This is a genomic window from Dermabacter hominis NBRC 106157 (assembly GCF_001570785.1).
Lineage (GTDB): Bacteria > Actinomycetota > Actinomycetes > Actinomycetales > Dermabacteraceae > Dermabacter > Dermabacter hominis.
The window spans coordinates 75,307-90,964 of record NZ_BCSI01000004.1 but is presented as its reverse complement, the minus strand read 5'-3'; the positions used below and the strand labels follow the sequence as shown (position 1 = coordinate 90,964).

Annotated in this window: 15 protein-coding genes and 1 tRNA gene; 6 read left to right on the top strand and 10 right to left on the bottom strand. The window is 62.4% G+C overall.

Translation table 11 applies throughout. The features are described 5' to 3' along the window. Positions 1-32 precede the first annotated feature (32 nt). The gene (locus tag DEHOM01_RS05830; RefSeq protein WP_016664536.1) at positions 33-326 is read right to left on the bottom strand and encodes a hypothetical protein; all 294 of its coding nucleotides are present in this window, start codon (positions 324-326) and stop codon (positions 33-35) included. Positions 327-438: 112 nt separating this feature from the next. Here DEHOM01_RS05830 and DEHOM01_RS05825 point away from each other — a divergent pair, with 112 nt between their 5' ends. Together DEHOM01_RS05825 and DEHOM01_RS05820 are read left to right on the top strand one after the other, a co-directional pair. Further along, positions 439-726 carry a DUF5703 family protein gene (locus tag DEHOM01_RS05825; RefSeq protein WP_061211917.1) on the top strand — a complete coding sequence of 96 codons (288 nt, stop codon included), beginning with the start codon at positions 439-441 and terminating at the stop codon, positions 724-726. A 63-nt stretch (positions 727-789) separates the two neighbouring features. Beyond that, positions 790-1,293, top strand: coding sequence for a prepilin peptidase (locus tag DEHOM01_RS05820; RefSeq protein ID WP_061211916.1), 504 nt, complete (start codon positions 790-792; stop codon positions 1,291-1,293). Positions 1,294-1,783: 490 nt separating this feature from the next. On the opposite strand, the gene DEHOM01_RS05815 is transcribed toward DEHOM01_RS05820, so the two are convergent. After that, positions 1,784-1,869: transfer RNA gene (locus DEHOM01_RS05815), tRNA-Leu, on the bottom strand. A gap of 154 nt (positions 1,870-2,023) precedes the next feature. Here DEHOM01_RS05815 and DEHOM01_RS05810 point away from each other — a divergent pair. Then, a complete protein-coding gene (locus tag DEHOM01_RS05810) occupies positions 2,024-2,488 on the top strand; it encodes a tRNA (cytidine(34)-2'-O)-methyltransferase (RefSeq protein ID WP_061211915.1) in 465 nt (154 codons plus the stop codon). Here DEHOM01_RS05810 and DEHOM01_RS05805 read toward each other — a convergent pair. From DEHOM01_RS05805 to DEHOM01_RS05770, 8 genes are all read right to left on the bottom strand, one after another. After that, entirely contained in the window at positions 2,485-3,333 is an 849-nt protein-coding gene (locus DEHOM01_RS05805) for a shikimate dehydrogenase family protein (RefSeq protein WP_061211914.1), read from the bottom strand. The two genes, DEHOM01_RS05810 and DEHOM01_RS05805, sit on opposite strands and share 4 nt — an antisense overlap. A 23-nt stretch (positions 3,334-3,356) precedes the next feature. Continuing rightward, positions 3,357-4,505 (bottom strand): endolytic transglycosylase MltG, encoded by a 1,149-nt coding sequence (gene mltG / locus DEHOM01_RS05800; protein WP_061211913.1) that lies wholly within the window; start codon positions 4,503-4,505, stop codon positions 3,357-3,359. A gap of 9 nt (positions 4,506-4,514) precedes the next feature. Continuing rightward, positions 4,515-4,994, bottom strand: a complete 480-nt coding sequence (gene ruvX, locus DEHOM01_RS05795; protein WP_311200653.1) for a Holliday junction resolvase RuvX — start codon at positions 4,992-4,994, stop codon at positions 4,515-4,517. After that, positions 4,994-7,675, bottom strand: coding sequence for an alanine--tRNA ligase (gene alaS / locus DEHOM01_RS05790; protein WP_061211911.1), 2,682 nt, complete (start codon positions 7,673-7,675; stop codon positions 4,994-4,996). Before alaS ends, ruvX begins: the two co-directional genes overlap by 1 nt. Before the next feature lie 139 nt (positions 7,676-7,814). Further along, on the bottom strand, positions 7,815-8,438 hold the full coding sequence (rpsD, locus tag DEHOM01_RS05785) for a 30S ribosomal protein S4 (RefSeq protein ID WP_016664527.1): 624 nt from the start codon (positions 8,436-8,438) through the stop codon (positions 7,815-7,817). A gap of 140 nt (positions 8,439-8,578) precedes the next feature. Beyond that, positions 8,579-9,967, bottom strand: a complete 1,389-nt coding sequence (locus DEHOM01_RS05780) for a replication-associated recombination protein A (RefSeq protein ID WP_061211910.1) — start codon at positions 9,965-9,967, stop codon at positions 8,579-8,581. Positions 9,968-9,971: 4 nt separating this feature from the next. Continuing rightward, positions 9,972-10,415 (bottom strand): hypothetical protein, encoded by a 444-nt coding sequence (locus tag DEHOM01_RS05775; RefSeq protein ID WP_061211909.1) that lies wholly within the window; start codon positions 10,413-10,415, stop codon positions 9,972-9,974. After that, complete coding sequence (locus DEHOM01_RS05770) at positions 10,412-10,759, bottom strand: hypothetical protein (protein WP_061211908.1); 348 nt, start codon at positions 10,757-10,759, stop codon at positions 10,412-10,414. The genes DEHOM01_RS05775 and DEHOM01_RS05770 overlap by 4 nt, the downstream gene beginning before the upstream one ends. A 47-nt stretch (positions 10,760-10,806) precedes the next feature. On the opposite strand from DEHOM01_RS05770, the gene DEHOM01_RS05765 reads away from it, so the two are divergent. The 3 genes from DEHOM01_RS05765 (at position 10,807) to sucB (ending at position 15,608) form a co-directional block, all read left to right on the top strand. Then, positions 10,807-12,276 (top strand): leucyl aminopeptidase, encoded by a 1,470-nt coding sequence (locus DEHOM01_RS05765; protein WP_061211907.1) that lies wholly within the window; start codon positions 10,807-10,809, stop codon positions 12,274-12,276. Between the two features lie 233 nt (positions 12,277-12,509). Continuing rightward, positions 12,510-13,919, top strand: coding sequence for a dihydrolipoyl dehydrogenase (gene lpdA, locus DEHOM01_RS05760; RefSeq protein ID WP_061211906.1), 1,410 nt, complete (start codon positions 12,510-12,512; stop codon positions 13,917-13,919). 18 nt (positions 13,920-13,937) lie between these two features. Further along, positions 13,938-15,608 carry a 2-oxoglutarate dehydrogenase, E2 component, dihydrolipoamide succinyltransferase gene (sucB, locus tag DEHOM01_RS05755; protein ID WP_061211905.1) on the top strand — a complete coding sequence of 557 codons (1,671 nt, stop codon included), beginning with the start codon at positions 13,938-13,940 and terminating at the stop codon, positions 15,606-15,608. The last annotated feature ends 50 nt before the right edge of the window (positions 15,609-15,658 follow it).

Genomic DNA, 15,658 nt, shown 5'->3' with positions numbered 1-15,658 from the left:
GTGTGATCGATTACGGGATCGACGCCGGACGCTCAGTCCTCATCGTCATAGTCGTCGTCATCGTCGAGGTCGAGATCGTCGAAGTCGTCGAAATCGTCGTCCTCGTCATAGTCGTCCTCATCGTCGTCAAAGATAATGAATGGGGTCGCGACGTTGTAGGCATCGAAAAGTGCGTCGTCGTAATTCTCAAATGCGAGCGAGAGACGTTCGGTGGCAACGTCGAGCTGGTCTTCATCCTCGCCATTCGTGGCGGCGATGACATCGAAGTGGCGCTCAAGGGCAGCGATCAGTGCGGTCAGTGCGGCGCGAGGATCTTTCGTGTTCATGCAACGAAAATACCGCGAAACCCCCGCAAAAGGTAGCGGATTGCCCGGAATTTGGCGGCAATTTTTTGTGCGGCACGCAAGGTGGCAGACTCGCTCGAGGAAAGGAGCGCTCATGACAAACATTCCGGACCGATCACGCACATCGATCCTTCCTCCTCAGTGGAAGGTCTCCACCCCCTCCAGCCTGCTTCACGCTCCGGTGGCGAAGGGACGCTCGGCGCGCGACTACGAGTTTCAGGTGCTCACGATCCCGAAGGGTACGTCGATTGGTCAGGCCCGCGAGGCCCTCACGGACGAGGCCGAGTACGGGCGCTGGGAACTTGCCCGGACGCAGAAGTTCATCGGCGGCGGAAAAAAGGTGTGGCTGCGCCGACGCATCATGCGTGTCACCGCACCGTAATGGTTGTCCACAGAATAGGCGTCCAGGCAGCAATGCCTGATGTCATGTGGTGAACTGAGAAGCGTGATCAGTATTTTCGACTCTGCCGACACAACGGCACTCTTTGCAATCGTGGCTTTAGCGCACCTCACGTTTGCGATCCCCCTGTCGTACATCGACATCCGCGAGCATCGCTTACCCAACAAACTCACGCTCGCGATCACCGGTGCAGTGACCTGTACGGCGGCGGTGACCGCCCTTATGATTCCCGCGGTCGAGAAGCGCGTGCTCGGAGCATGTGCCATGGCCGTCATTGTTGGCGCGTTGGTATTTGTCTTTGCGCTCCTGTCCCCCGGGAGTATCGGAATGGGCGATGCGAAAGTCACCCCGGCCACCGTTGTACTCGCGGGACTCGGCGGCATACCGGTCCTTCTGGGATCCTTAGCGTGGATATGCGGCGCCGGGGCACTCGCAGCACTTTGGGAGCTTGTCAGAACGAGAAGCACCAAGGCCCGTTTTGCATTCGGCCCGATCATCCTGAGTGCTCCCTACGCGGGCCTCGGACTCGCGATCCTCGGTCTTTTTTAGCGCCGCTTGATCTAAGGAACCCAGGGCTGGCCACTGCCCTCACTTTCGGATTTTCCGGCCCGAGCCGCACCTCGGTCACAATCCTCGACTCGCGTGCGAGTGAACGGCAGAGGAGAGGCGCAGTGGTGCGGGCGGGGCGGGCGAAGCTCCATTCATATCGGTATGCACGGCTTCGCCCGCGGTTCCAACCGGTCGTCATTCATGCCGCAGCGTAAGTGGAGAAGGAAGGCCCCCGCCTTGCCTTCGCACCGCAGGTGCGTTAGCGCATGCCCGCTCCGCATGGTTGGAACTCGTCTCTCCGCCCCCGCGAGACGCCCATCACAATAGAAGCAGGGTCGACAAACGGCAACAAGACTTCTGCTTGAACAAGAAATAACTTTCGGTAAACGTTCGCGGATGCAAAGCTCCCGAACACGCGCGCTGCAGGGCGTGAGTATGCGCAACAAAAAACCCTCCGTGCTGCGATTGCGCACGGAGGGTTTCTCCACGGTGTCCGAGGGGGGACTTGAACCCCCACGCCCTTAAGCGGGCACTAGCACCTCAAGCTAGCGCGTCTACCTATTCCGCCACCCGGACCGGGTTTTTGTCGCTCCTTCGTTTGCGACTCAATGAGATTACCACCGTGCGCACGTCGGAGGAAATTCAGAGCTCGTTTTTTGCGGATTCGTGAACGGAATCACGCGCCGACGGAGGTTCGGGTAAGAATGAGCGACGTGAGAGACTCGAACCTATGCCCCACATCATGTTTTTTGAACCTCTCATCCCCGGTAACACCGGCAACGCCATCAGGCTCTCCGCCGTGACGGGGGCGCCGCTTCACCTCATTAAGCCGCTCGGCTTCAACTTTGACGACGCGCATTTGCGCCGCGCGGGCCTCGACTACCACGATCTCGCGGTCATGACAGTTCACGAGAGCTTCGACGACGCCCTCGCCACCCTCCCGGATTCGCGCGTATTCGCATTCACGGGACATACAGATGCGCATTTCCACGACGTCACCTACCGTGAAAGCGATGTTCTCCTCTTTGGAAGGGAAGACACAGGACTTCCCGAGTGGGTGCTGCAGCACCCCCGCATCACGAAGTGCGTACGTATTCCTATGCTCGAGGGGCGCCGCTCGCTGAACCTCGCTAATTCCGCCTCAATCGCCGTATATGAGGCGTGGCGTCAGCTTGGCTACTCCGGCGCGCTCTAGATCCCGACTCCGAATACTGCTTCGTACATCCCTTCGGCGGGAGCAGCCTCAACGCCGCACATGAGTTCGACCTGCCGGGCGGCCTGATGCGCGAGCATGTGCGCGCCGGTCGCGAATGCCGGCGCAGTCGCGCAATCCATGCGGTCGGCGAGAGCCATGCGAACTCGCGCGAGCGGGGTGGGGTCCGGGAAGTACAGCGCATCGAAAAAAGCCGACGGTATTCGCGCTACCTCGTCCAGATGGTCAAGGACGCGGCATGCAGCTGTTTTGGCACCCTCGAGCGCGAGCGCGCTCGCGACGATGTCGGCATCATAGCTTCGTGCGGGATGATCCCAGTCCCCCACGCGCACGTGAACACCCCGGCTCGTGAGAAGTGATTCGAGGGCGGTGAGTTTCTGGCGTGAGCGCGCGAGAAGACTAAAATGCCTGCACCCTGCTTCATACAGGGCCACGGCGAGTGAAAGGGCGGTTGCGCCCGATCCAAGAAGCGTCGCGCTTTCGATCCCCGAGATGCCCGCAGAATCGAGCGCCCCCTGAATTCCCGCGACGTCGGTGTTGAAGGCGACGTATCGCCGCTTGCAGCCCGAGCCGATCGGGAGCAGAGTATTCGCGATCCCGAGCTCAGCATGGGCACCGTGAGCCACGGCGAGCTCGTGCGCATGAGCCTTGTGAGGCATCGTCACGCTCACGCCGTCGTAGAGCGGGAGTATGTCGCGCGCGAAACGCGCAAATTCTCCGCGTGGCACGTGGACCCGCTCGTAGCTCGCGTGCTCGATCCCGAGCGCGCGATAGGCCGCCTCATGCAGTTCGGGCGAGCGCGAGTGCGCGATCGGATCCCCGATCACGGCAAACCTCAGTCGATGACCGCTTACTTTTTCTTCGCCCATTCGCGCCACTGCGCCACATTCTTGTCGTGCTCTGCCTTAGTGGCAGCGAACTTCGTCTCGCCGGTATCCGTATTGACGGTCACCCAGTAGAGCCAGGGCCCTTCTGGCGGATTCTTCACGGCATCGAGGGTGGCATCGCCGGGATTGGAGATAGGGCCGATGGGAAGCCCGGGGTGCTTGTACGTGTTGTAAGGCGAGTCAGTCGCCCGCTGCTCGGGTGTCGTGGAGATCGTTTCGCTCTTGCTGAAATAGGCGACCGTCGAATCCAGTTGGAGATTCATGGGCTTACCACCCGCTTCGCCGACGCCGGCAAGACGATTGTCGATCGTCCGCACGACCTTCCCGTAGTCCTCGGGATTGCGTGCTTCCTTCTCCACGATCGAGGCAATCGTGAGGGTCTCGTGCCACTTGTCCTCGGGAATCCCCTTCTTCTTGAGCTTCGTGGTCATACGGGAGACCATCGTGTCGAGGATATCGGCGGCTGAATCGTCTTCGTGAAAATCATAGGTACCGGGCCACAGGTACCCTTCGATTGACTTCGCTGGGTTCTTCGGCACGCCGCGTGCCTCATAATCAGCTCCGGCCTTTTCAAACTCTTTGACGGGGATGCCCGTTGCCTCGCTCAACCGTTCATACATCTTTCGAGTGGTCTGTCCCTCAGGGATAGTCACGCGAATCCCCACGCGGCTCGCAGGATCGAGCAGCAGGCTTAGCGCTGAAGCTCCGCTCATCTGTTTACGCAGCTTGTAGGTGCCGGGCGTAATGTTCGGGGCATCCTGGCTCGCCGCAAAGGCGTTGACGAACGGGCCCTTCGTTTTGATCACGCCAGCGTCGACGAGAGTTGTCGCGATGTCCGAGCCACTGTCGCCATCCTTCACGACAATCTGGACCTCGCCGGATCCCTCGCCTTCGTAGTCTTTCGCTGCGCTCGACACATCCACGTTGGTAGAAATCCAGGAGTAGCCGAAGTATCCGCCGCCCAGGAGCGCTCCGAGGACGACGAGCACCAACACAGCGGGCAAGAACCGCTTCACCGGGCTCGGCTTCGGGTTCCGACGCTTGCCGCGCCTCGATCGAGGCTCATGGTGACCCGACGAACCCAGCAGGTCCTCAAGGGAAGAATCTGGCACGAATACTCCTTACTGGGGATCGCTGTAGCTCCACGGCTCTCCAGCCGCAGCTCCACGCGCGCGTTCGAAATCAAGAGCAGTCTGAAGAATCATGACTGCAGCGACCTGGTCTACCACCGGTCGGTGTGCGCGATGTCGGCGCCCCGAATCGCTCAGTGCACGGTGAGCACTCACGGTGCTCATGCGTTCGTCTACAAGGTACACGTCGTACTCGGGTTCCGACTCAATTGGTTCGAGTTCCGCGAGTTCTGCGATGAACGCGTGAGCTTTCTCAACTGCCGTGCCGCATTCGCCGCTCAGCAAGCGGGGCTTGCCGACATAGAGTCGCTCGGCGCCAAGTTCGGCGATGAGAGCCTGGAGCTTCGGGGCGGCTTCCTCGCGCGGGAACGTGTCGACTGGCGTCGCAAGGAGGCCGTCGGCGTCACTGCGGGCGACACCGACGCGGGCATCGCCCACGTCGACGCCGATCCGCACAAATCGCCGAGGCATCATACGCGGGCGCGAAGTGCCGCGGTAATCGTCTCTAGCGCAACGGGCACGAGCGACGGCTCGCCGCCACCGCCCTGAGCGAGGTCGTCCTTGCCGCCCCCTCGACCGTTCATCGCTGCGGCAGCGTCGCGCAAGAGCGCCCCGGCCTTGATGCCAGCCTCGCGCGCCGCGGCATTGGTGGCGACAACGAGCGCTGCGCGAGAATCGGACTCCCCTGCGAGTGCCACCACGCTGGGCTCTGATTCTCCAAGGCGCGCCCTCAAATCCGTCGCGAGAGTACGCAAGTCCCCCGCTGCCACTCCCTCGCCAGCGTCATGGGCGATCACGCGCACGCCGCCGACGGGAGCGGCGGACTCCACGAGCTTGCCTGCCTCGGCCTGCAGCTGCTGACCTCGCATCTGCTGAAGATTCTTCTCCATCTCCTTCACACGCTTCGTAAGCGCCTGCACACGCCCCGGAATGTCGTCCGTAGACACTTTCAAAATCTCCGCGAGCTGCGAGACAAGCGCGTGCTCTTTCGAATGGAACTTATAGGCACTTTCGCCAACGAGCGCGTCAACGCGACGGACGCCCGAACCGATCGAAGCCTCCGAAACGAGCTGGACTGAGCCGAGGCTGCCGGTGACGGGCACGTGCGTGCCGCCGCACAGCTCGCGCGACCAGTCGCCACCGATCGACACGACGCGCACGATGTCGCCGTATTTCTCACCGAACAATGCTTGAGCGCCGAGCGCTTTCGCCTCGTCGATCGGCATCTGCGCGTCTGTCACCTCGAGGTTCTGCTGCAGCATCTGGTTGACCTTGCCCTCGACCTGCGCGAGGGAGCTCTGCGGAACGGCCTGGCCGTAGCGGAAATCAAAGCGCATACGGCCCGGCGAATTCTCGGAACCGGCCTGGGTCGCGCCTTCGCCAAGCTCTTCACGCAGCGCCTGGTGCACCATGTGCGTTGCCGTATGGGCACGGGCAATGGCACCGCGACGCTCTGTGTCAATGCGTGCGATCGCAGACTCGCCGGTACGGGCAGTCCCTTCGATGAGGCGACCTCGGTGGACCGAAAGCCCCTTGACGGGCGCTTGGACGTCGTCCACTTCGATGATGCCGCCGCCGGCAAGACTGATCGTGCCCTGGTCGGCGAGCTGACCGCCCATCTCGGCGTAGAACGGTGTGTCCGCAAGAACGATTTCCACATCGGCGGGAGCGCTGACGGTTTCAGTGAGAGCACCGTTGACCAGGATCGAGCCGACTGTCGTCGAGACAGTGTCGTCCGTGTACCCAACGAAGCGCGTGAGGCCGTTGGTGTTCACAATGTCATTGAACAGTGCCGTATCGGTGTGCCCTGCCTTCTTGGCCTGGGCATCGGCGCGGGCGCGCTCTCGCTGCTCCTGCATCGCTGTCCGGAAGCCAGCCTCGTCAACGCGCAGACCAGCCTCTGCAGCCATTTCGAGGGTGAGGTCGATTGGGAAGCCGTAGGTGTCGTGGAGCGTGAAGGCGTCATCTCCCGCGAGCAGATCCGATCCGCTCTTCTTGAGGTTCGCGCTCATGCCCTCGAAAATCTGCGTGCCGTTGGAGAGTGTGCGACGGAAGGCATCTTCTTCCGTGTACAGTACCTCTTCGATCTTCGCGAACTTCTCCTCGAGAACGGGATACGACGCCGCCATGGCGTTCTTCGAGACTGGCAGCAGCTCCGGCAGCGCCTGCTTATCAAACCCAAGTAGACGCATCGAGCGCACCGCGCGCCGAATAAGTCGGCGCATCACGTAACCGCGCCCCTCGTTGCCTGGGCGCACGCCATCCGACGCAAGCATCATGGCGCTGCGAACGTGGTCGGCAACGACGCGCATGCGCACATCCGATTGCTCGTCGCCCGTCCCGTACCGAAGCCCCGTCAGTTCCTCTGCATGCGCGATAACGGGGAAGACCTGATCGGTCTCATACATGTTGTTCTTGCCCTGCAAGAGATAGGCGAGACGCTCAACGCCGAGACCGGTATCGATCGCCTTGCGGTCGAGTTCACCGATCAGCGGGTAGTCCTTCCCGCTACCTTCGCCTCGCATGTACTGGTCAAAGACGAGGTTCCAGATCTCGAGGTAGCGATCGCCACCCGGGTCGACGCTGCCTCCTTCGGCCTCGGGTCCGAACTCGGGGCCACGATCGTAGTGCCATTCGGCACACGGGCCGGCCGGGCCCGGCTGGCCGGTCGACCAGAAGTTCTCTTCCTTCGGAAGGCGCACAATGTGGCGAGAATCGATACCGATTACACGGGTGAGGTGATCGTAGGCTTCATTATCGTTCTCCCACAGGGTGATCCACAGCCGGTCACCGTCGAGCCCGTACCCGCCTTCATCCACACTCGTCGTGAGAAGTTCCCACGCGAAGTCGATCGCGCCTTCCTTGAAGTAATCCCCAAAACTGAAGTTCCCGGCCATCTGGAAGAACGTGCCGTGACGCGTGGTCTTGCCGACATTGTCGATGTCGTTCGTTCGGATGCACTTTTGGACGCTCGCCGCACGCGGCCACGGAGCCGTATCCGTGCCAACAATGTAGGGAATGAACGGCACCATGCCGGCAACCGTAAAAAGGATCGAAGGATCAGAGGAGACGAGCGAGTCGCTCGGGACAATCTCGTGGTCCTTGCTCTTGAAGAATTCGAGCCACCGGCGTGAAACCTCGGCTGTCTGCATGGGTTCTTCCTTCCCTAAGCCCTCGCGGGCGTGGACTGGGCTGGGCCTTTAACGAAAAAGCGGCCCCGACCAAGTGTACGTTCTCGTACTGGTCGGAGCCGCCTGAAGAGAAGGCCGTGAGGCCTCCTTCATAAGGAAATCAGCGAGCGTAGTACTCGACGACGAGCGCGACGTCGCAGGTCACGGGGACCTCGGAGCGCTTCGGGCGAGCAACGAGCTGAGCCTTGAGTTCCTCGAGCTGCACCGAGAGGTACGAAGGAACCGACGCCTGAACGTCGGAGTTCGAACCCTCAGCGGCGTCCGCGAAAGCCTCGAGAGTCTGCGACTTCGGCTTGACCTGGATGGTCTGGCCCGGCTTCACACGGTACGAGGGGATGTTCACGATCTCGCCGTCCACGAGGATGTGGCGGTGCGAGACGAACTGACGAGCCTGAAGGATCGTGCGAGCGAAGCCCGCGCGAAGAACAAGGGCGTCGAGACGAGTTTCGAGAAGCTCGATCATCGACTCACCGGTCAGACCCGGGAGCTTCTTGGCCTCGAAGTAGGCGCGGTGAAGCTGCTTCTCACGAAGCTGGTACTGAGCGCGAAGGCGCTGCTTCTCGGTCAGACGAACCGCGTAGTCCGAGTTCGAACGGCGGCCACGACCGTGCTGGCCCGGCGGGTAGGGGCGCTTCTCGAAGTACTTGACGGCCTTCGGGGTAAGCGCAAGACCGAGCGCACGCGAAAGGCGTGCGGTACGACGTGCTTTGGTGACACTGGTCACGTAAGTTACCTCAATTTCGATGCGATGAATCCATTTGGCAGCCGCGGATTCAGCGCAAAACTTTACCGTGCCGGGTGCCGAGCCTCAAGTGTTTCGGAGGCTTGGGAGACTCAAGCCTCTGTGGGATCGCTCACCGCGCGTCAACCGTCGGACCCCTGCACCCCACCTGCGCCGCGCGTGAGCGAGCGCAAGATCTCAAGCGAGCTCTTCACACGCGCTTCAAAACCGCGATCCGTTGGTTCGTAATAGTTGACGCCGACGAGGTCGTCGGGGGCGTATTGCTGACGTGCCACTCCCCGCGGCTCGTCGTGCGCGTACACGTACCCAACGCCGTGCCCAAGTTTTTCGGCGCCCTTGTAATGCCCATCGCGAAGATGCGCGGGAACCGAACGCCCTTTTCCTTCGCGCACATCGGCGATCGCGCGATTGATCCCCACGTAACTCGCATTGGACTTCGGGGCCGTTGCGATGTGCACCACCGCTTGGGCGAGCGGGATCCGCCCCTCGGGCATCCCAATCATCTGCACCGCCTGCATTGCAGCCACGGCAACCTGAAGCGCGGTCGGGTCGGCCATGCCGACTTCCTCACTCGCTGCGATCACAATTCGCCGCGCGATAAACCGCGGGTCTTCACCCGACTCAATCATGCGGGCCAGATAGTGCAGGGCCGCATCCGGATCGCTTCCCCGCATCGACTTGATAAACGCGCTGATGACGTCGTAGTGCTGATCGCCCTCGCGATCGTAGGTCAACATCGAACGGTTGATCGCGTGGGCGAGGATGTCGCCCGTGATCCGCTTATCTGGGGTCTTCAGTGCTGAAGCAGCAGCAGCCTCGAGCGCTGTGAGGGCCTTGCGGGCATCGCCTCCGCTGAGACGCACGAGCGCCTCGCGGGCATCGCTCTCAAGTTCGACCGAACCGCCGAGCCCCCGCTCCTCGGCGAGCGCTCTCGTCAGCAGTGCATCAATCTCCTCTCCACCGAGCGAATCGAGGGTGAGCACAATCGAGCGCGAGATCAGCGGGGTAATGATTGAAAAGTAGGGGTTCTCGGTCGTCGCGGCGATCAGTGTCACCCACCGGTTCTCAACCGACGGCAAAAGCGCATCTTGCTGCGACTTATTAAACCGATGCACCTCATCGACGAAGAGAATAGTTTCGCGGCCAGTCGTGCGCAGGCGCGAGCGCGCCGCATCAACAACGGCACGGATATCTTTGACTCCCGCAAGCACCGCTGAAATCTCGACGAACTCGCGGTCGCCCTCCCGCGCGACGGCGTAAGCGATCGTCGTTTTGCCTGTTCCGGGTGGGCCCCACAAGATGATTGAGCTCGGGGCCGTATGCGAATCGTCCTCCCCCACGAGACGAAATAAGGGTGAGCCGTCGGCAAGAGCGTTCTTTTGACCGACGATTTCCTCGAGCGAACGCGGCCTCATACGGGCGGCTAGCGGCGCGCGGTGATCGACGTTGCGGTCCGCGAGAGTCTTTGGGGCCTGCACGCCTGGCTTGAGGGAAAAAAGATCGTCGTCCACACGTCTAGCGTAGCGAGGGCGCGCGAGATTCGCGCCGCCGAGCAACGATGATCGAGATACCCGCGACAAGGGGCAACACGAGTGGAACATACCCATATCCCTCGCCGAAGTGCGACCAGACCGTCGCCTTGGGGAACCACTCGGGCTGCGCGAAACTCAAAGCGCCCACGCCGACAACGCCGACGAGTTCGACACCAACGAGAATCAGGATCGCTCGCCAGTGGGGAGCCTTCCGAAACAGCAAGACCGCGATCGCGACGTACGTAAGCGCAGCAACAATGCTGAGGGAAAAGGCGAGCGGCGCCTCGGAAAAATCGCGAATCGACTGCACGAGTGCACGCGCCGTCGCCGATACGGCAAACACCCCGTACACCACGAACAGGGCCATGCGGAAGCCGCGTGAATTCTCCTGCGTTATCGACGATTTCGTCGAACCGGCGGGCGTCATTTCGCGAACCCCGCGGGCCAGATCTGGGGCAGACGGTAGGCGAGAAAGACGCATGTGAGCGCGATGGCGGCAATGGCGAACGACCCCCACTTGGTACGTTCGAGGAACGAGATGTACACGCCCGCGATCGGCAGCGCGATTGCGGTGGCAACATAGCCCCAGAAAATCACGGCATCGCCAGGGCTCTCCGGAGCGAGTAGCCACGCAAGAGCTCCGATGAGCCACACGAGCGCTAGGGCGAGCGAGGCCCCCATGAGCAACAGGTCTGCTGCAAGGTCCTTGATGACGTAGACCGCGCCGAGAACGGCTACGAGAGCCGCAACAACGTACAGGGCGATCAGCATTTGCCCACTCCCACCTCAAACTCGAGTGACTCCCCTACGATAAACACATGGCACATATAACTCTGAGCATCAGCAACGTTGACTCGATCACGACGGACGTCCTCGTCGTCCCCCTCCTTAAGGGTGCAAAGGATGCACCGGCAAACCCGGTTGGGCTTTCATCGCTCGAAGAATCCTTCACTGCCGTCAAGGCCAGTGGCGCCAAGGGTGCGCTCACGACGATCCCGGCGCCCGCTGCCTACCACGCTCACGCAATCGTCGGCGTTGGCCTCGGCGCCGAGGCCCTTGAAGATGTCACGTGCGAAGACATCCGCTACGCCTTTGGTTCCGCTTCGCGAACCCTCACCGGCCACACAAGCATCGCCCTTGCCTTCCCGGCCGCCTCCGAGGCACACATCGCTGCGGCTCTCGAAGGTGCAGCTCTCGGCGCCTACGCCTACGGCGAATACAAGAGTGACCTCAAGGACGACCAAAAGCCCGTTGAGGAGATCGTTCTCGCCGTCGCCGATAAGAAGGAACTCAAGGCCCTCGAAGGCGCGGCGAATCGCGCTGAAAAGATTGCCGAAGGCGTTCACCTCGTTCGCGACCTGGTCAATACCCCGCCGAATCTTCTGTACCCCGAGTCTTTCGCGAAGCGCGCAAAGGAGCTCACGAAGAAGCTGCCCGTGACGATCGAGGTCCTCGATGAGAAGGCACTTGCCGACGGCGGCTACGGCGGCATCGTGGGCGTGGGCCAGGGTTCGACTCGCCCGCCACGCCTTGTGAAGCTCTCGTACGCACCCAAGCGCGCCAAGCGCCACGTCGCCTTTGTCGGCAAGGGCATCACGTTCGATTCGGGCGGCATTTCCCTCAAGCCCGGCGCCGGCATGGATGAGATGACGATGGACATGGGCGGTGCCGCAACCGTTCTGGCCGCGACCGTCACCGCAGCCGCGCTCGAACTCAACGTCAACGTCACGACGTTCCTCGCGCTCGCCGAGAACCTCCCCGGTGGCGGCGCGCAGCGCCCCGGCGACGTCGTCACGATGCGTAACGGCAAGACCGTCGAAGTACTCAACACCGACGCCGAGGGCCGCATGGTCATGGCAGACGCCCTCGTGGACGCCGCCGCTCTCGAACCGGATCTCCTCATCGACGTTGCGACGCTTACGGGTGCCGCTATCGTCGCGCTTGGCAACCGCACCGCGGGAGTCATGGGCACCGACGATGCTCGCGACGAGGTATGGGAAGCATCGAAGGCGGTTGGCGAACCCATGTGGCCGCTCCCGTTCCCCGAAGAGCTGCGCGAAGGCCTCAACGGCCGTGTTGCCGACCTCAGCAACATCGGCGAGCGCCCCGGTGGCGCCCTCAGCGCGGGCATCTTCCTCAAGGAATTCGTCGGCGAGACCAAGTGGGCACACGTCGACATTGCCGGGCCTGCCTTCACCCAGAAAGCATTTGGGTACTCGAATGTGGGCGGAACCGGCATGAGCATGCGCACTCTCGTTGAGGTTATTGAGCGCGAAGCCGCCAAGTAAAACGTTGCGCGATTCACGCGCAGCAACCGTCGGAAAGCCCCCGCTTTTGCCCCGCAGCCGCGAGCGAAGTTGGGGGCTTTCCCACACTCTGGCCCCGCTCACGGTCCACCCACGGCGACATCCAGGGGCGTGTCTTACGATAATGGACGTGCATGCCGCACCGGCTGGCTTAGCGTTCGAGGCCGGGACTTTCGGCGACATGCCCCCAATCCTCAACAGTTAGGGAGCTGAACGTGGCGGATACCTCCACAGACCAGAAGTTCGACATCGTGATTCTGGGAGGTGGCAGCGGCGGCTACGCGGCCGCGCTGCGCGCCACCCAGCTTGGAAAGAGCGTCGCCCTCGTCGAAAAAGACAAGCTCGGCGGCACGTGCCTGCACCGCGGTTGCGTGCCCACCAAGGCCCTGCTTCACGTAGGCGAGATCGCCGATACGCCGACCGAAGCTAAGGCCGTGGGCATCGAGATGACTGCCTCCGCGGTCAACACCGAAAAGATGCTCGACTTCAAGAACAAGGTCATCGGCCGCCTCTACAAGGGCCTCCAGGGGCTCGTGGGCGCCTCCGGCGCGACCCTCGTGAACGGTTTCGGTCGCCTCACTGGCCCGAACACAATCGAAGTTGAAGCCGAGGACGGCTCAAAGCAGACCCTCACCGGTGACAACATCATCCTCGCCTCCGGCTCCTTCTCGAAGACCCTCCCGGGACTCGAGCTCGGTGGCCGCATCATCGACTCCGAGGTTGCGCTTCAGCTCCCCGAAGTCCCGAAGAACCCCATCATCCTCGGCGGCGGCGTGATCGGCGTCGAGTTCGCGTCGGTATGGAAGTCGCTCGGCGCTGAATCGGTCACGATCATCGAAGGCCTGCCGCACCTCGTTGCAAACGAAGACGAAGCCATCTCGAAGAACCTCGAGCGCGCCTTCAAGAAGCGCAAGATCGCGTACTCGCTCGGCGTCTTCTTCGAAAAGGCCGAACAGACCGAGACCGGCGTCAAGGTCACGCTCGCCAACGGCAAGACCTACGAGGGTGACTACCTTCTCGTCGCCGTGGGCCGCGGCCCGCAGACGAAGGGCCTCGGCTACGAAGAGCAGGGGATCGAGATGGATCGCGGGTTCGTGCTCGCGAACAAAGAGACCCTCGAAACGAATGTTCCCGGTATCTACGCCGTCGGCGACATCGTGCCTGGTCTTCAGCTCGCTCACCGCGGCTTCCAGCAGGGCATTTTCGTAGCCGAGCAGATCGCCGGCCTCAATCCCCAGCCGATCGACGAATCCGGCATCCCGCGCGTGACCTACTGCGAGCCGAACATCGGTTCCGTCGGTCTCACCGAGAAGCAGGCCAAGGAGAAGTTCGGCGAGGACAATGTCGCGACATACGACTACAACCTCGGCGGCAATGGTAAGTCGCAGATTCTCGGCACGCAGGGCTTCATCAAGCTCGTGCGCGAGAAGGACGGCCCGATTGTCGGTGTCCATATGATCGGCGCACGCTTGTCCGAGCAGATCGGCGAGGCGCAGCTCATCGTCAACTGGGAGGCGGAGCCCGAGGATGTTGCTTCGCTCATCCACGCCCACCCCACTCAGAACGAGGCGATGGGCGAGGCCGCGCTCGCTCTCGCTGGCAAGCCGCTTCACGCCCACGCCTGATCACGAGGAGAAACGAACATGTCTGAAATCGTTAAGATGCCCGCGCTCGGTGAGTCCGTCACCGAGGGCACCGTTGTCCGCTGGCTCAAGGAAGTCGGCGAGGAGATCGCCGTCGATGAGCCACTCCTTGAGGTTTCCACCGACAAGGTCGACACCGAGGTCCCCTCACCCGTTGCGGGTGTTCTCGAGAAGATCCTCGTGAACGAAGATGAGGACGCGGAGGTCGGCGCTGATCTCGCAGTTGTGGGCGATGGCTCCGGTACTGAAGCGCCTAGCGAGGGCGACAACCTCGCCTCGGACCAGACGGTGGCTCCATCGACCGCTGAGGAGACTCCCGCCGGCGAGAGCGAGCGCCCTGCTGAAGCCGCGAAGGCCTCGGGTGCGGCTGACGGGCAGGAAGTCACGATGCCCGCACTAGGTGAATCCGTTGATTCGGGCACCGTGGTGCGCTGGCTCAAGGAAGTGGGCGACGAGGTTGAGGCCGATGAGCCACTCCTTGAGGTGTCCACCGACAAGGTCGACACCGAGGTTCCCTCCCCCATTTCCGGCACGCTCCAGAAGATCCTCGTGCAGGAAGATGAAGAGGCAGAGGTCGGCGCGGCGATTGCCGTGATCGGTTCGGGTGCACCGTCCGACGCTTCCCCGGCTCCGGCCGCCCCTGCGGCCTCGAGCGATGCGCCGGCCCCCAAGACTGAAGAGAGCAGCGCCCCAGCGGCGAGCGCCTCGCAGACCGTTTCCTCCAGCAACAACTCCCAGGCGTATGTCACGCCGATCGTGCGTAAGCTCGCTGCCGACAACGGCATCGATCTCGCTTCGGTGAAGGGCTCGGGAATCGGTGGCCGCATCCGCAAGCAGGATGTGCAGGATGCGATCGACGCGAAGGCAAAGCCCGAGGCTCCCGCGCCTGCAGCCGCGCCGGCTGCCGCCGCAGCCCCCTCGAAGAAGGAAGCGCCCAAGGTCGAGGTGTCCCCGCTTCGCGGAACCGAGGAGAAGATGAGCCGCCTGCGCAAGATTGTGGCGTCGCGCATGGTGGAGTCGCTCCAGACTCAGGCACAACTCACGACCGCCGTCGAAGTCGACATGACGCGCATCGCCGCCCTGCGTGCTCGCGCAAAGGACGACTTCCTCGCGCGTGAGGGTGCGAAGCTCACGTTCCTCCCGTTCATCATGCAGGCGGCTGTCGAGGCCCTCAAGGCACACCCGAAGCTCAACGCGGAGATCGCGGGCGACATGATCAAGTACCACGGCGTCGAGAACATCGGCATGGCCGCGGACACCGAACGCGGACTCGTCGTGCCGGTGATCAAGAACGCCGGGGATCTCAACCTCGCCGGTCTCGCTCGCCAGATCGGCGAGCTCGGTGCGAAGGCGAAGGGCAACAAGCTCACGCCGGACGACCTGCAGGGTGCGACGTTCACGATCACCAACACCGGTTCGGGCGGCGCTCTGTTCGATACGCCGATCGTTCCGAACCCGCAGGTGGGTATTCTCGGCTGCGGCACGATCGTCAAGCGCCCGGCTGTCGTGAAGGACGCGGACGGTAACGAGACGATCGGGATCCGCTCGATGATGTACCTGTTCCTCAGCTACGATCACCGCCTCGTGGATGGCGGCGACGCTGCTCGATTCCTCTCGACGATGAAGAAGCGGCTTGAGGACGGCGCGTTCGAGGGAGACCTCGGCCTCTGAGCCTGACACGCTGAATGTGCCCGGGCCATACTTTCGCAAGAAAGTATGGC